We start from the raw sequence: 15,043 nt of genomic DNA on the forward strand, positions 1-15,043 counted from the left end.
GGCGGCGGCCGGCACGGCGGCCCGGGCCGCGGCGGGGGCGGCCTGGCGCGGGGCCTCGGAAGGCGGTGTCGGGGAAGGCGGCGCGGACTTGGGCGCGGCCGTCGTCAGCCAGCCGTCGGGACGCGGCGGCAGGGGCTTGGGCGCGGGCTTTTCCGGCTGCGAAGGCTGCGGCGGGACGGGCTCGGTTTCCGGCGTGGGGGCCGGTGCGGCGTCGGGCGAGGTCGCGTTGTCCGTGGCGTCGAGCGCCGGATCGCCGAGCGAGATCAGCATGGCCGCGTCGTCCATGGGCGCGAGGACGGGCCTCTGCTCCCACTGGACGACGGCGAGCCCGAGGGCGCCGTTGATGACCAACGACGCCCCCGTCGCCCAGGCTCGAACATGCCAGGGCGTCTTCATCTTCAGAACGTGCGGCCGAGCGTGAGCTTGACCGTGCGGCCCTCGGCGTCGAGCGACGACAGGTGGCGGCGGAAGGTCTTGTCGAACAGGTTGTCGACACCGGCCTGCACCTCCAGGCCCTTCAGAACGCCGTCCTGCGGCTTCCAGGCCAGGAACAGGTTGTGCACCGCATAGCCCGGCGTGCGCAGCGAGGCGGTGGTCGTCTCGTTCTGGTCGTCGGCGAACTCGCCGCGCCAGCCCACGGTCAGGTTCTGGGCCGGGAAGACGTAGCCGAGCGTCAGGTTCAGGGTGTCGGCCGGGATGGTGTTCAGCGGCAGGTTCGTCGTGCGGTTCTCGCCGTCGATCACCGACAGCGCGCCGCGGGCGAAGAAGCGCTTGGCGCCGTACTCGGCCTCGACCTCGACGCCCGAATAGCGAGCCTCGCCGATGTTGACGAAGTAGCTGGAGGTCGAGGTCCCGCGCGCGATCAGGTTGCTGACGTCATTGCGGAACAAGGTGGTCTTGATCCGCGCCTGGTCGCCCTGGCCGAACAGGTTGCGGAACTGCAGCGTGCCGCCGACCTCGTAGTTGTCCGACTCCTCGGGCTTGAGGTTCAGGCTGTAGTTGGTCGAGGCCGTCGCGGTGCGGCTGTAGATCTCGTCCAGCACCGGCATGCGCACGGTGTGGGCGATCGAGCCGAACACCGAAGCCCATTCGGTCAGGGTGTAGAGGGCGGCGATCTTCGGCGAGACGCCGTCGTCATTCACCTTCCTGGTCGTGGTCACGCCCAGGCCAGGCTGCAGCTTGGTCCAGTCGACGCGCACGCCGGGGATCACGGTCAGCTTGCCGTAGGTGACCTCGCCCTGGGCGAACAGGCCGTACTTCTCCATGTCGCCTTCGGGGTGGGTGGCCGCGCCGTGGTTGGTGCCGGTGGCCGTGCGGCGCGGATTGCGGCGCTCCTGCTTGTAGGCCTGGGCGCCGACGGTCAGGAAGGCGACGCCGTCGCCGCCGAACTGGAACTCCGAGGTGTTCTGGGCGCGGCCCTGGTAGGTCTTGTACGAGAACTCCGACTCCAGCACCCCCGACAGGAAGGTGGTGTCGGTCTGGTTGACCTTGCTGTTGGCGTAGGAGACCTGGGCCTCGAAATCGAGCAGGTCGTTGCCTTCGAAGGCGTTCTGGTAGCCGATGACGGCGGTGTCGTCGGTGGTCTTGCGGCGCACCGAGGTCGTGGCCATGGCTTCGGACTGGTCGTAGATCTGGACGCCGTCGTTCTTCCAGTTCTGGTACGAGGCCCAGACGCTGTGGTCCTTGCCGAAGGTGTAGCGGCCCTTCAGCAGGTAACTGTCGGAGCTGGCTTCCGAGGCCGGCACGACCTCGCCGCTGCCGTTCTCGTACTCGTCGCTGCGGCGGCTGGTGTACATGCCCAGCACCTCCAGCTTGTCGGTCGGCTTGAAGGCCAGGATGCCCGAACCGAAGCGGGCCTCGGCGTTGCTCTCGACGCCGCCGCGCAGGCGCACGGCGAAGCGGTCGTCGCCCTGCAGGAAGTCCGAGGCGTCCTTGCTGGCGAAGCTGACCACGCCGGCCAGGGCGCCCGCGCCATAGAGGGTGGACGAGGCCGGACCGCGCAGCACCTCGACGCGCTTGTAGAGCTCGGGGTCGCTGAAGAACGCGCCCATCCGGTACTGCTCGAAGAACTTCGTGACGCCGTCGATCTGCATCAGGATGCGGCTGTCGCTGTCGGCCAGGCCCGTGCCCATGCCGCGAATGTTGAAGCCCTGGCCCAGCGAGCCGACGCCGCCCATGGTGTTGACGCCCGGGATGCCGGCCAGCAGGTCGCCGATGGTCGAGGCCTGGGCCTGGTCGATGTCGTCCTGGTCCAGCGTGGTCACGGCCTGGGGCGTGTCGATCGCCACCTTCTCCTGGCCGGCCGAGACGACGACCTTGCCCAGCGACAGCTTGCTGGTGGTGACGGCCTCGTCGGCCGCATCAGCGGTCTGGCCGTGGGCGAGGCCGGCGAGAACGAGATTGGCGACGCCGGCCAGTAACAAGCCGCGCGTCCGGTTGGAAATGCGCATACGACTATCCCCGTATATTAAGCGAATAAGAATCATTCGCATCATATGGGCGAGCGACTCCCGACAGAGCGCTTCGCCGAACGGCGACGCTTTTGGTCGCCTTTCGGCCTTAATGCAAGTGACTCTTAATAGCGAGTTGATGCGAAGGCGCAAAAGTGGGCGAAGAGGGGTGCTGGCCCTTTGTGCCCGGGCGCGTTTCCGCGCAACCTCGATCCGGGCCTTGCCTGAGGGGCCAGGATGGAGATCGCGGCATGGCCAAGCTCGTCTTCGGCATGAACCAGTCCCTCGACGGCTATGTCGACCACATGGCGTTCGGGCCCGATCCCGTGCTGTTCCAGTACTTCGTCGATCAGGCGCGGAGTCTCACCGGCAGCCTCTACGGCCGCCGCCTCTACGAGATCATGAGCTACTGGGACGAGGAGCATCCCGATTGGGACGAGGCGCGGCGCGACTTCGCGATGGCCTGGCGGGGCTGTCCGAAATGGGTGGCGTCGCGCTCGCTGACATCGGTCGGCCCGAACGCCACGCTGCTGGAGGGCGACCTCGAGACGACCGTCCGCGCGCTGAAGGATCGCCACGAGGGGGTGATCGAGGTCGGCGGGCCGGACCTGGCCCGCAGCCTGACCGCGCTGGGCCTGATCGACGAGTACCGGATCTACCTGCACCCCGTCGTGCTGGGCGAGGGGTCACCGTTCTTCGCGGGATCCAGGCCCAAGCTGCGGCTGGTGGACAGCACCCGCATCGGCGACGAGGTGGTCAGGCTGACCTACGTGCCGCTTTAACTCGCCAACTGCCCGTCGAGGAAAACTTGTCATCCCGGCCGGAGGAGCGCGTCAGCGGTCCGCAGAGCCGGGATCTCCCGCGTCGGCAGGATCTGAAACGTGGGAGGTCCCGGCGCTCCGCTTCGCTGCGGCCGGGATGACAGGATAGGGGCGCTACGACCCCTTCCACTCGTCGATCACCGAGGCCAGGACGTCGAGCGGCATGGTGCCGGCGGTCAGGCCCGTGTCGTGGAAGCCCTTTAGGCTGAACTTGTCGCCCAGCCGCTTTTGCGCGCGGGCGCGGCTGTCGGTCCAGGTGCGCCAGCCCAGCATGTAGCTGGACGCCTGGCCGGGCTGCACGCAATAGCGCTCGACCTCGCGGGTGACCGAGCTTTCGGCGTCGCCGAGGGTTTCCGACATGTAGGCGATGGCCTTCTCGCGGCTCCAGCGCTTGGCGTGGATGCCGGAGTCGAGCACCAGTCGCGAAGCGCGGAACAGCATCGAGGCGACATAGCCCAGCTGGCCCAGCGGATCGTCCTTGTAGGCGCCCATCTCGTCGGCCAGCTGTTCGGCGTAGAGCGCCCAGCCTTCCGAATAGCCCGAGAAGATCGGCAGGCGGCGCAGGGTGGGGATGCCCGGCGCCTCCATCATCAGGGCGTTCTGCAGGTGGTGGCCGGGAATGGCCTCGTGGAACACCAGGGTCGGCAGGTCGAAGCGCGGCTGCTCGGCCGTGTCGCGCAGGTTGATCGAGAACAGGCCGGGGCGCGAGCCGTCCAGGCTGGGCGGGGTGTAGTAGGCGCCGGGCGCGCCGCTCTCGATCGACGGCGGGATACGCTGGATCTTCACGCCGGCCTTGGGCAGGCGGCCGAAATAGCCGGGCAGGCGCTCGCGCATGGCCTGGGTCTTGGCCTCCAGGTCGGCCAGCAGGGCGGCGCGGCCGGCCTCGTCGTTGGGATAGAGATTGGTCGGGTCGCGTCGCAGGGCGGCGATGCGGGCGCCGACCGGGCCCTTGGTCAGGCCGCGGGCCTTGAGGATGGCGTCGGCGCGGGCGGAAAAGCGGGCCACCAGCTCCAGGCCCAGGCGATGGATCTCCTCGCCGGCGAGATCCGTGGTCGTGGCCGAGCGCACGGCGTAGCGGTAGTAGGCCTCGCCGTCCGGCAGGCGCCAGACGCCGGCGTCGTGGGTGGCCGTGGGCAGGGCGGCGGTCAGCAGGTCGGCCTGGCGGCGCAGGGCCGGATAGACCTCGGCCTCGACGATCCTGGCCGCGCGCGCCTCCCAATCCCCGGGGATGGCGGCGATGCGGCGGGTCAGGCCGGTGACCAGTTCCGACTGGGCCGGCGCCGGGGCGAGCAGGGCCGAGAACTGCGAGAGCGTGGTGCGCAGCACGAAGTCGGGCGGCGTGGCGCCCTTGGCGAAGTCGGCGCGGGCGCGACCCGTTTCCTGGTCGAGCAGCACGGCGAAGGCCGAAAGCCGCGACAGGTAGGCCTCGGCGTCCTCCCTGGTCTTCACCGGATGGGTGTCGGCCAGGAAGCTGGGCACGGCGCGATAGGCGCCCGACAACTGAGAGACGATGTAGGGCACGGCGACGCCGACGTTCGGGTCGCCGAACGGCATGGCGTAGCTCTGCAGGGTGGTGTCGGCCAGATAGGCGGCCGAGCGGTGGTTGACCCGGTCCATGCCGGTCAGCGCCTTGGCGTCGAAGGTCGCAAGCTGGGTCTGAAGGTCGACGAACAGCTGGCGGGTGCGGGCGATCCCGGCCGGCGAGCGGTCGTCCAGCTTGCCCCGCGCGGCGGCGTTGGGGCCGGCGTCCATGCCCGTCAGGGTCATCAGCTGCGGCGAGTCGAGCATCGCCTTCTGGATCAGGCCTTCCAGCACGCCGGTCAGGCGCTCGCCCTCGGTCTCGCGGGCCAGGGCGGGGAGGGGCGCGGCCAGGGCGGCGGCGGACGCAAGGAAAGAACGACGGTCGATCATGGGCTCGGTTGTACCCTGCGTCGCGTTTCGCGCCAGGGATGATGTGGCTGGGACGGAATGACCAAGGACAAGCCGCGTCGCTTGGGCTAAAGCCTGAAGCGTGACCCGGCCGACCCGCCATCGCTGGACCAACGCCCGCGCCGTCTTCATGACGCTCGCGGCGCTGGCGGTCGTCTTGAAGGTGCTGGTCCCGGCCGGCTTCATGACCGCCCCGGAACCCCGCAACGGCCTGCCCTTCGCCCTGGTGCTCTGCACCGGTCAGGGAGCCATGGTCGTCGCCCCCGGCGAGCGCCTGGATCACAAGAAGGACGGCGCCGACGAGAAGCCCGCCGACGCGCCTTGCGCCTTCGCGGCCCTGGGCGTTGCGATGGGCGCGCCGCCGGCCGACCTGGCCGTCGCCCCGGTCGAGTTCGTCGCCTACGCCGCCCAGCCGCAACCGGCCAACGCCGTGCACCTGGCCCCCGGCCGGGGCCTGGCCGCGCCGCCGCTTCCCGCCAGGGGACCGCCCAGCCAGCTGATCTGACCGCCGGTCGCATGACCGGCCAAGCCCGGCCGCGCGCCGGGTTCGCAACGCCGCGCGCCAGACAGCGCCCGGCCAGATCCGCCTGCTGATGGCCATGCCGGGCATGGTCCAAGGACCCGAAGATGAAATCCGTTCTCCTGGCCGCCTGCGCGTTGTCCGCGCTGGCGCCCGCCGCCGCTCTGGCGGCTCCCGACGACGCCGAAAGCGCCGTTTCGTCGGTGATCGTCACCGCCCGCCGCAACGCCGAGGACCCCTCCGTCGTCGCCGACGCCCGCAAGCGCCTGTCCGAGACGCCTGGCGCGGTGTCGGTGATCTCGCAGGAATCCTACGCCAGCCGCCAGGCCTTGGCGTTGGACGACATGCTGCGCGACGCCCCCGGCGTCTACGCCCAGCGCAAGTGGGGCGGGGACGTGCGCATCTCGATCCGCGGCTCGGGGATCGGCAACGCCAACCACAACCGCGGCCTGCTGCTGGCCCAGGACGGCGTGCCGCTGAACGAAGCCGACGGCTACGGCGACAGCCAGATCGCCGATCCGCTGAACACCCGCTACGCCGAGGTCTATCGCGGCGGCAACGCCCTGCGCTTCGGCGGGGCCCTGCTGGGCGGGGCGGTGAACATGGTCACGCCGACGGGCAAGGACGCCGGCTTCAACGCCCGCGTCCGCATCGACGGCGGCTCGTTCGGCCTGATCCGCGAGCACGCCGCGATCGCCGGCCAGTCAGGCGACTGGGACCTCTATGCCGCCGCCACCAACCAGACCAGCCAGGGCTGGCGCTCGCAGAGCCAGCAGAACATCCAGTTCGCCACGCTGAACCTGGGGCGCAGCTTCGGGCAGGACCGCGAGGTGCGCTTCGTCCTCAACGGCTCCAACATCGCCCAGGAGATCCCCGGGGCCCTGACCCTGGCGCAGTTCCAGGCCGACCCGCGCCAGAGCGCGGCGGCCAGCCTCGCCGCCGACCAGGGCCGCAACCAGCGCGGCCTGCGCGGCTCGCTGCGCACCACCTGGCGGCTGGACGAGCACACCGTGTTCCAGGGCGCGGTCTATGCCGTCTGGAAGGACCTCGACCACCCGATCTTCCAGGTCATCGACCAGCAGAGCCGCAACTACGGCGCCTTCGGGCGGCTGGACTGGGACGGCGAGGTCGGCGGGCTGAAGGCCGACGCCTATGTCGGCGCCTGGTACCGCCAGGGCGACCTGGACTCGGCCTTCTACACCAATGTCCGGGGCGGGCGGGGCGCGCTGCAGTCGCTGTCGCTGCAGAACGCCAAGGCCGCCGACGTGTTCGGCGAGGGCCGCCTCTTCGTCACCGATCACGTGATCCTGGTCGGCGGCCTGACCTGGGGCCGGGCCGAGCGCGACTACCAGAGCTTCAAGGTTCCCGCCGCAGCCACGACCTTCAATCTGGCGGCCGACAAGGACTACGAGTGGGTGTCGCCGCGCGTGGGCGTGCTGTGGCAGGGCGACGACGGTTCGCAGCTGTTCGCCAACGTCACCCGTTCGGTCGAGCCGCCCAACTTCAGCTCGCTGTCGCCGAGCAATGTGGGCTTCGCGCCGATCCAGGCGCAGGAAGCCTGGACCGCCGAGGCGGGCGCGCGGGGCCATCGCGGGCCGTTCACCTACGACCTGACCGCCTATCGCGCCAAGCTGAAGAACGAGCTCCTGCAGTTCGCCGTCGACAGCCAGCATCCGGCCGCCACATTCAACGCCGACGACACCATTCACCAGGGGATCGAGGCGGCGCTGGACTGGGCCTTCGCGCCGCGCTGGCGCCTGCGCCAGACCTACACCCTGTCGGACTTCCGCTTCGACGGTGACGCCCAGTACGGCGACAACCGCCTGCCCATCGTGCCCGAGCACTTCTACCGGGCCGAGCTGCGCTACGACGCGGCCGCCGGTTGGTTCCTGGCCCCGTCGGTGGAGTGGTCGGCCCGCGACCAGTGGATCGACTACAAGAACACCAAGACCGCGCCGTCCTACGCGATCCTCAATCTCAACGCCGGCTGGAAGGCGACTGACAGGGTCTCGCTCTTCCTCGACGCCCGCAACCTGACGGACGAGGCCTATGTCTCCAACGTCCAGGCGGCCACGACCTGGACCGCCGCCACCGCCGCCGTCTGGCCCGGCGACGGCCGTTCGGTGTTCGGCGGCGTGACGGTGTCGTTCTGACCATGGCGGCGGCGAGCGAAACCCCGGCCGGCGAGGTCTATCGCGCCTTCTGGCGCTGGCACTTCTACGCCGGCCTGCTGGTGCTGCCGGTCCTGATGCTGCTGGCGCTGACCGGCGGGCTCTACCTGTTCAAGGACGAGCTGGCTGCGATCGTCCAGCGGCCCCTGGCGGTGGTCGCCGACGGTCCGGGTAGGGCCCGGCCGTCGGTCTGGATCGCGCAGGCCGAGGTCGCGGCGGGCGGCAAGGTCCGGCAGCTGGTCATCCCCACGCGCGGCGACCGCGCCGTGCAGCTGGCGCTCGATACAGACGACGGCGCGCGGACGGCCTATGTCGATCCGCATACCGGCCGGGTGCTGGGCGTCGGCGCGCCGGGCGGGATCATGGGCCTGGTCAAGCGCCTGCACAGCCTGGACATCGCCGGACCCGTCGCCAACCTGCTGGTCGAGATCGTCGCCGGCTGGGCCATCGTGCTGGTCGCCACGGGGGTCTTCCTGTGGTGGCCGCGCGGGCGGGGCGGCGGCGTCGTCACCGTCCGCGGAACGCCGGCCAAGCGCATGTTCTGGCGCGACCTGCACGCCGTGACCGGCGTCTTCGCGGGGCTGGTGATCGTGTTCCTGGCGGTCACCGGCATGCCGTGGTCGGCCGTCTGGGGCAAGGAGGTCCGCCAGCTGACGACCCAGGCCGGCTGGGGCCGTCCCCGGCCGCCGGTCGCGCAGCCGCACCATGCCGGCGAGGCGCCGAGCGAGGGCGTGCCGTGGGCGCTGCAGGCGCATGCCGCGCCCGCCTCGGGCCATGGCCACATGAGCCTTGGCGTCGACGCCGTCGTCGCCAAGGTGAAGGCCGCCGGCCTGACCGACGGCTTCACCCTGACCCTGCCCAAGACCCACGGCGGAACCTGGACGGCGGCCTACATGCCCGACCGGGTCGAGCGCACCCGCACCCTCTATCTCGACGGCGGCGACGGCCGGGTGATCGCCGACCTGCGCTATCGCGACTTCGGTCCGGCGGCCAAGGTCATCGAGTGGGGCATCGCCGTGCACCAGGGCCAGCAGTTCGGCCTCGCCAACAAGCTGGTGATGCTGGCCGGCTGTATCGCGGTGTGGCTGCTGGGCGTGTCGGCCGTGGTCATGTGGTGGAAGCGCCGTCCGAAGGGGCGGCTGGCCGCCCCGGTCCCGCCGGCCGATCGCCGCGCCTATTGGGGGCTTCTGGCCCTCGTCCTGCCCCTGGCCGTTCTCTACCCGCTCGTCGGCGCCTCGCTGGCGGCGGTCCTGTCGCTTGATCTCATCCTGCGCCGCCTTTCCCCCCGGCGGCGCCTCGAGGCTGGAGCCTGACCATGAAGACCCTCTATCTCCCCATCCTCGCCGTCGTCGCGCTGGCCGGCGCGGCCCAGGCGGCCCCGCCCGCCAAGGTGACCGTCGAGGGCGCCTGGTGCCGGGCCGCGCCGAAGGGCGCGCCGGCCGGCGGCTGCTACCTGACCCTGACGGCTCCGGCCGCCGACCGCCTGGTGTCGGTCGAGACCCCGGCCGCGGCCCGGGCCGAGATCCACACCATGTCGATGGACGGCGGGGTGATGCGCATGCGCAAGCTGACCGACGGCCTGGCGCTGCCGGCCGGCCAGGCCGTGGCGCTGAAGCCGGGCGCGGAGCACCTGATGGTGATCGGCCCGAAGATCGATCTGGCGGCGGGGGGCACCGTGCCGCTGACGCTGCGTTTCAAGTCGGCGCCGCCGGTGACGGTCAACGCGCCGGTCAAGGCCGTGGGAGGCAAGTAGACGTGCGTATCCTGTCCAAACTCGTCCTGGCGGCGCTGATCTGCACCGCGCCCCTGGCCGCCTGCGACCGCGCCGAGGAGCACGCCAAGGCCGCCTCGACGGCCAATGTCGGCGGGCCGTTCCAGCTGGTCGACCAGGACGGCAAGGCGGTCACCGAGAAGGATCTGCTGGGCAAGCCCACGGCGATCTTCTTCGGCTTCACCTTCTGTCCGGAAGTGTGCCCGACCACCCTGACCGAGATGACCGGCTGGCTGAAGGACCTGGGTCCCGACGCCGAAAAGCTGAACGTGGTGTTCGTCTCGGTCGACCCCGAGCGCGACACGCCCGCCCAGCTGAAGCTCTATCTGTCGAACTTCGATCACCGCATCCGAGGCCTGACCGGCACGACGGCGCAGACCGACGCGGCGGCCAAGGCCTACCGAATCTATCACCGCAAGGTGGCGATCGAGGGCGGGGAGTACACGGTCGACCACTCGTCGGCGGTCTACCTGTTCGACGCCAAGGGCGCCTTCGTCGAGCCGATCGGCTACGGCGGCCCGCCCGAACGCGGGCTGGCGCAGCTGAAGGCGCTGCTGAAGAGATAGGCTCTCGTCATCCCGGGTCTGCGGCGCTACGCGCCTTCGCCCGGGATGACGAGATAGGAGTGCGTCAAGGCCGCAGCAGGACCTTGCCGGTCTTGCCCGGGGTCAGCGAGGCCTTCACGGCGTCCGACACCTGGTCGAGGCCGTAGACGCCGTCGGTCGGCAGCTTCAGCTTGCCGGTCGCGACCTGGGTCAGCAGTTCGCCGATCAGGCGGCGGCGCTGGTCGGCGGTCATGTTGGCCGAGACGGTCGAGCCCCAGAAGCCTTTCACCGTCAGCTGCTTGAAGATCACCGTGCCCGACGAGATCTGCATCGGCTCGCCGGTCATCGAGCCGAACGAGATCAAGAGGCCGTTCTCGCCCAGCAGGTCGGCCATGTCGCCCGAGGCGGTTCCGCCGATGGAGTCGACGGCGGCCTTGATCGGCGCGCCGCCGGTGATTTCGGCGACCTTCTTCTTCCAGTCGGCGTCGGCGGTGGAGACGGCGTTGTCGATGCCCAGCTGCGCCAGTTCGGCCACGCCCGCGTCGCGGCGGACCAGGTTGATGACATTGACGCCGCGGGCCTTGGCCAGCATGGCCAGGGTCTTGCCGACCGCGCCGTTGGCGGTGTTCTGGGCGACCCAGTCGCCGGCCTCGACGTTCAGGGTCTCGAGCAGCGTGATGGCGCTGAACGGCATGGCGATCAGCTGGGCGGCGGCCTCGTCGGGGATGGCGTCGGGCACGGGCACGAGGCCGGCGGCCGAGGCGATGAAGAACTCGGCCCAGCTGCCGTGCACCCCGGCCACGGCGAAGCGCTGGCCGACCAGGGCCGCATCGACGCCTTCGCCGACGGCGTCGACGATCCCGACGGCCTCGCTGCCGCCGATGGCGGGCAGGGCGGGCTTGTAGCCGTAGTTGCCGCGCACGGTCCAAAGGTCGTGGTTGTGAATTGGCGAGAGCAGGGTGCGCACGCGCACCTTGCCGGGGCCGGGCTCGGGGATCGGGCTGTCGGCCAGGGCCAGGACTTCGGCCGGATCGCCGAACACGTCGTGGATCGCGCTGCGCATGGGTGTTCTCCTTATCGTCGTGAAGGGGGAGCGGCCTCAGGCGGCCGCGAGCAGGATCTCGGTGGTGGCCATCGCCTCGCGCAGGGGCGTCTGGTCCTTGGAAAGCTTGGCCAGGATGGCCGCGCCCAGCCACAGGGCGTACATCGCCCGGGCGGTGGCGACCGGATCGCCCGAGCCGGGCAGGGAGCCGTCGTCGCGGCCTTCGACGATGACGGCGGCGATGCGGCGCACCAGGCGCTCGACGCCGGTGTCGAGGATCGACCGCATGTCTTCCGACAGGTCGGACACCTCGGCGCCCAGCTTCACCACCAGGCAGCGATCGGCCATGCCGCAGGCCGTGTCGCCGTCGAGCCAGACGTTCCAGTAGGCCATCAGCCGCTGGCGGCCGCTGGCGTCGGCGTCGAACAGCGCGGCCAGCTTGGCCCCGTACTCGGCGCAATAGTCTTCCAGCAGCGCGCAGCCGAACGCCTCCTTGGAGGCGAAGTAGTAATAGAACGAACCCTTGGGCACGCCGCTGGCGTCCAGCAGCTCCTTCAGGCCCATGCCCCCGAACCCTTGGCGCAGCACCAGGTCGCGGCCGGTGGCCAGGATATGTTCGCGGGTGATCTCTGACTTCTTGCGGGCGGTCATGATCGTTATCTAGGAAATAATAGACCGGTCGTCTAGTTCCTGCATTTGCGAATTTTTCTCACCCTTGGGTTGCGTGTGCTGATTCGCACATCTATCAGGTGTATAGAATTCATTATCGCCCCAAGGTTGTTTTTCGGGGGGCTTTGGAATGACCAGTCAGATCTTCATGGCCTACTGGCTCGGCTACAACGAGGGCGGGCCGCCGCCCGAGGCCGCGCCGGCCTCGGTGGGCGTCGTGGCGCTGGCCTTCGCGGTGAACGCGCCGAGCGACCAGGGCGACACCATCACGCTCGACTTCCTGACCAGCAAGCACAGCGCGCAGGAGATCCGCGCCGGCGCCAAGGCCCTGCAGGCGCGGGGCGTCAAGGTCCTGATGTCGATCAACGGCAGGCCCAACTGGGACGGGCATCCGGGCGGCTGGGGCAATCTCGACCCGACGGCCTACGCGGCCAACGTCAAGGCGATCGTCGTCGACGACTGGGGCCTGGACGGCGTCGACCTCGACAACGAGGACGTCGACTACACGCCCGACGAAAACTTCGTCGACGTGATCAAGGCGCTGCGGGCGGCGCTGGGGCCGGCGGCGCTGATCACCCTGCCGGTCTATCTGGGGACGACGCGCGACGCCTACCTGGCGAACGTCAAGGACCAGATCTCGTTCGTGGCCACCATGGCCTACTGGAACGACGTGCAGGGCCAGACGGCGATGTTCGACCAGTACGCGGGCCTCGTCGGGCCCGAGAAGGTCGCCATCGGCGTCGCCGACGCCGCCAATCCTGGCCAGAACACCGCCTTCGCCGACCTGGCGCCGCTGGCGGCCTGGAACCCGCCCGGCGCTTCCAAGGCCGGGATCATGCTCTGGAACCTCAACGCCCCGCCCACGGACCAGACCGCGGAGTGGTGCGCCGAGATCTCCGAAAACCTGTCCTGAGTGCGAGTTCGAAACCCGAGTTCAATCAAGGAGGAAACATCATGAACGCCATCGTCTCGACCGACACCGCCGCCATCGGCCTCGTGCTCGGCGCCGCCGTCTTCAACACCTCGCCGCCGACCACCCAGGGGCTGTCGATCTCAGCCCTCGGCGGTTCGCCCGTCGGCGATCACCAGCGCCTGGGCAACAACGACGCCGTCACCGTGCAGTTCAACCTGGACGCCAACGCCTTCACCAAGACCCTGGCGGTGCGGGTGAACGGCCTGGTGTCGCGCAACGGCAATCAGGAGGGCTTCTCGCCGATCTCGCTGCAGGTAAACGGCGGCCAGATCGTCTCGGGCTTCACCATGCCGGGCGGCGGCTTCGGGCCGCAGGACGCGATCTTCCCGATCCCCGCGGCCCTGCTGAAAGCCGGCCCCAACGCCCTGCAGCTGCAGGTGGCCGGCAACGCCCAGACCTTCTTCTGGCTCTACGGCCTGGAGATCGACTTCGTCTCGGGGCCCTATGTGGGCAAGGCCCTGGCGGCCAACCTGCGCGTCTCGCCGGTGGCGCTGAGCGCGGGCCTGTCGATCACCACCAACGGCGGGACCTTCGCAGGCGATCACTACAAGTACGCCCAGAACGCCAGCTTCGGCCTGCAGTTCTCGCTGACCGACCTGGGCCCGGGCGCGCAGGTCAGCGTCGCGCTGTACGGCCTGGTGTCGCGCAACGGCAACCAGGACGGCCACTCGCCGATCTCGCTGATCTTCAACGGCAAGCCGATCCTGGCCGACTACACGGTGCCGGGCGGCGGCTTCGGGCCGCAGTGGGTCGAGGTGGCTGTGCCCGCCGAGCTGTGCGTGTCCGGCGCCAACACCATCGTCATGACGGTGTCGCCCGACGCCACGACCTTCTTCTGGCTCTATGACTTCGCCGTCTCCAAGGGCCAGTTCTACACCCCCGTGGCCACAGCCGACTTCTCGGTCTCGCCGCCGAAGACCAATCAGCTGACGGTCTCGCAGAACGACGGCAGCTTCGCCGGCGACCACGTGAAGATCGCCCAGAACGGCGTGGTGTCGGTGACCTATCAGGCCGCTTCGGCCTCGGCGGCGCTGATGTTCGAGTTCGACGGCCTGGTGTCGCGCAACGGCAACCAGGACGGCAACGCCCCGGTCAGCCTCAGCGTCAATGGCACGCAGATCATCGCCAACTACGTCGTGCTCGGCGGCGGCTTCGGCTACCAGGCCAACTACTTCGTGGTGCCGCCGCAGCTGGTGAAGGCCGGCGCCAACACCTTCAGCCTGCAGGTCGCCAGCACCGGCACGACCTACTTCTGGCTCCGCGGCATGGCGGTCCGCACGCCGACCTAAGGTCGCGGCTTCCACGCGCAACCGCGCCCCGGCGTTCGTCGCCGGGGCGTTTTGCGTTCTAGATCGCCACGCGCTTGGCGATGGCGTCGCGGCGGGCGTTGGTTTCCTGCTGGGCGCGCTCGACGGCTTCGGTCTCGGTGGCGTGCAGCAGGTGCTCGATGACGCGTTCCAGGTGGTCGCGCATGGCCTGGCGGGCGGCGGCCGGATCGCGGGCCTTCAGGGCGTCGACCACGCGGCGGTGCTCGGCGATGCGGGGCTCCAGGCCCATGCCGCGGGCGCGGGTCAGGATGTTGCGGGCCAGGGGCGAGCGGTTGCGCCAGTCCCACAGGTTCTCGATCGTGGCGATGATCGCGCCGTTGCCGGTGGCCGCGGCGATGACGAGGTGGAACTCGCGGTCGGCGTCCTCGCCCCGGATCTCCTCCTCCTCGTGCATGCGCTCGAGCAGGCTTTCCAGCTGGGCGATCTGTTCCTCGCTGATCGAGGTGGCGGCCAGGGCCGCGGCCTCGCCCTCGAACAGGCGGCGGGCCTCGATCAGCTCGAAGGCGCCGATCTCGGTCTCGCGTTCGGCCGGTTGCGGGGCGACGGGGCGGACATCGCCGGTGACATAGATGCCCAGGCCGTGGCGGGCCTCGATCATGCCCAGCATTTCCAGGGCGATCATCGCCTCGCGCAGGGTGGGGCGCGAGACGCCGAACTGCTCGGCCAGCTCGCGCTCGGTCGGCAGGCGGTCGCCCAGCTTGTACTGACCCGCCTCGATGGCGTCGGCGACGGTGTCCGCGATCTTGCGGTAGAGCTTGACGTTGTCCGACATGGCTTCCTGGAATCGACGCTCGGAACCGATGGTCCCTCCTCGATACCATAAC

The 15,043-nt window shown here is 69.9% G+C and carries 13 protein-coding genes and 1 pseudogene; 8 read left to right on the top strand and 6 right to left on the bottom strand.

Features of this window, described 5'->3' with window-relative positions:
* A pseudogene (locus AC1DCG_RS15145) lies at window positions 1–351 on the bottom strand (hypothetical protein); the annotation flags it as partial.
* 47 nt (window positions 352–398) lie between these two features.
* Complete coding sequence (locus AC1DCG_RS15150) at window positions 399–2,450, bottom strand: TonB-dependent receptor domain-containing protein (RefSeq protein WP_477027740.1); 2,052 nt, start codon at window positions 2,448–2,450, stop codon at window positions 399–401.
* A gap of 251 nt (window positions 2,451–2,701) precedes the next feature.
* Between AC1DCG_RS15150 and AC1DCG_RS15155 the strand changes: the two genes are divergently transcribed.
* Window positions 2,702–3,232: a dihydrofolate reductase family protein gene (locus tag AC1DCG_RS15155; protein ID WP_477027741.1), complete on the top strand. Its 531-nt coding sequence runs from the start codon at window positions 2,702–2,704 to the stop codon at window positions 3,230–3,232.
* 153 nt (window positions 3,233–3,385) lie between these two features.
* On the opposite strand, the gene AC1DCG_RS15160 is transcribed toward AC1DCG_RS15155, so the two are convergent.
* Window positions 3,386–5,182, bottom strand: a complete 1,797-nt coding sequence (locus tag AC1DCG_RS15160) for a DUF885 domain-containing protein (protein ID WP_477027742.1) — start codon at window positions 5,180–5,182, stop codon at window positions 3,386–3,388.
* A gap of 100 nt (window positions 5,183–5,282) precedes the next feature.
* On the opposite strand from AC1DCG_RS15160, the gene AC1DCG_RS15165 reads away from it, so the two are divergent.
* The 5 genes from AC1DCG_RS15165 to AC1DCG_RS15185 all read left to right on the top strand — a co-directional run bounded on the left by AC1DCG_RS15165 (window position 5,283) and on the right by AC1DCG_RS15185 (window position 10,228).
* Window positions 5,283–5,705, top strand: coding sequence for a DUF2946 family protein (locus AC1DCG_RS15165; RefSeq protein ID WP_477027743.1), 423 nt, complete (start codon window positions 5,283–5,285; stop codon window positions 5,703–5,705).
* Between the two features lie 122 nt (window positions 5,706–5,827).
* Window positions 5,828–7,873 carry a TonB-dependent receptor family protein gene (locus AC1DCG_RS15170; protein ID WP_477027744.1) on the top strand — a complete coding sequence of 682 codons (2,046 nt, stop codon included), beginning with the start codon at window positions 5,828–5,830 and terminating at the stop codon, window positions 7,871–7,873.
* Entirely contained in the window at window positions 7,870–9,204 is a 1,335-nt protein-coding gene (locus AC1DCG_RS15175) for a PepSY-associated TM helix domain-containing protein (RefSeq protein ID WP_477027924.1), read from the top strand. Before AC1DCG_RS15170 ends, AC1DCG_RS15175 begins: the two co-directional genes overlap by 4 nt.
* Window positions 9,205–9,206: 2 nt before the next feature.
* Window positions 9,207–9,644, top strand: a complete 438-nt coding sequence (locus tag AC1DCG_RS15180; RefSeq protein ID WP_477027745.1) for a copper chaperone PCu(A)C — start codon at window positions 9,207–9,209, stop codon at window positions 9,642–9,644.
* Between the two features lie 2 nt (window positions 9,645–9,646).
* On the top strand, window positions 9,647–10,228 hold the full coding sequence (locus AC1DCG_RS15185) for an SCO family protein (protein WP_477027746.1): 582 nt from the start codon (window positions 9,647–9,649) through the stop codon (window positions 10,226–10,228).
* Between the two features lie 64 nt (window positions 10,229–10,292).
* On the opposite strand, the gene AC1DCG_RS15190 is transcribed toward AC1DCG_RS15185, so the two are convergent.
* Window positions 10,293–11,270 (bottom strand): zinc-binding dehydrogenase, encoded by a 978-nt coding sequence (locus AC1DCG_RS15190; RefSeq protein WP_477027747.1) that lies wholly within the window; start codon window positions 11,268–11,270, stop codon window positions 10,293–10,295.
* A 36-nt stretch (window positions 11,271–11,306) separates the two neighbouring features.
* Entirely contained in the window at window positions 11,307–11,900 is a 594-nt protein-coding gene (locus tag AC1DCG_RS15195) for a TetR/AcrR family transcriptional regulator (RefSeq protein WP_477027748.1), read from the bottom strand.
* Window positions 11,901–12,048: 148 nt separating this feature from the next.
* Between AC1DCG_RS15195 and AC1DCG_RS15200 the strand changes: the two genes are divergently transcribed.
* Window positions 12,049–12,831 (top strand): EndoS/ChiA family endoglycosidase, encoded by a 783-nt coding sequence (locus AC1DCG_RS15200; RefSeq protein WP_477027749.1) that lies wholly within the window; start codon window positions 12,049–12,051, stop codon window positions 12,829–12,831.
* A 41-nt stretch (window positions 12,832–12,872) separates the two neighbouring features.
* Window positions 12,873–14,180, top strand: a complete 1,308-nt coding sequence (locus AC1DCG_RS15205) for a hypothetical protein (protein WP_477027750.1) — start codon at window positions 12,873–12,875, stop codon at window positions 14,178–14,180.
* Window positions 14,181–14,238: 58 nt separating this feature from the next.
* On the opposite strand, the gene AC1DCG_RS15210 is transcribed toward AC1DCG_RS15205, so the two are convergent.
* Window positions 14,239–14,991, bottom strand: a complete 753-nt coding sequence (locus tag AC1DCG_RS15210) for a FadR/GntR family transcriptional regulator (RefSeq protein WP_165256972.1) — start codon at window positions 14,989–14,991, stop codon at window positions 14,239–14,241.
* Window positions 14,992–15,043: the final 52 nt, after the last annotated feature.

The organism is Caulobacter sp. 10L414 (assembly GCF_056395525.1).

Coding starts and splice junctions, on each gene's coding strand:
- AC1DCG_RS15150 (WP_477027740.1), bottom strand. CDS start 2,450: ATGCGCATTTCCAACCGGACGCGCGGCTTGTTACTGGCCGGCGTCGCC.
- AC1DCG_RS15155 (WP_477027741.1), top strand. CDS start 2,702: ATGGCCAAGCTCGTCTTCGGCATGAACCAGTCCCTCGACGGCTATGTC.
- AC1DCG_RS15160 (WP_477027742.1), bottom strand. CDS start 5,182: ATGATCGACCGTCGTTCTTTCCTTGCGTCCGCCGCCGCCCTGGCCGCG.
- AC1DCG_RS15170 (WP_477027744.1), top strand. CDS start 5,828: ATGAAATCCGTTCTCCTGGCCGCCTGCGCGTTGTCCGCGCTGGCGCCC.
- AC1DCG_RS15180 (WP_477027745.1), top strand. CDS start 9,207: ATGAAGACCCTCTATCTCCCCATCCTCGCCGTCGTCGCGCTGGCCGGC.
- AC1DCG_RS15190 (WP_477027747.1), bottom strand. CDS start 11,270: ATGCGCAGCGCGATCCACGACGTGTTCGGCGATCCGGCCGAAGTCCTG.
- AC1DCG_RS15195 (WP_477027748.1), bottom strand. CDS start 11,900: ATGACCGCCCGCAAGAAGTCAGAGATCACCCGCGAACATATCCTGGCC.
- AC1DCG_RS15200 (WP_477027749.1), top strand. CDS start 12,049: ATGACCAGTCAGATCTTCATGGCCTACTGGCTCGGCTACAACGAGGGC.
- AC1DCG_RS15205 (WP_477027750.1), top strand. CDS start 12,873: ATGAACGCCATCGTCTCGACCGACACCGCCGCCATCGGCCTCGTGCTC.
- AC1DCG_RS15210 (WP_165256972.1), bottom strand. CDS start 14,991: ATGTCGGACAACGTCAAGCTCTACCGCAAGATCGCGGACACCGTCGCC.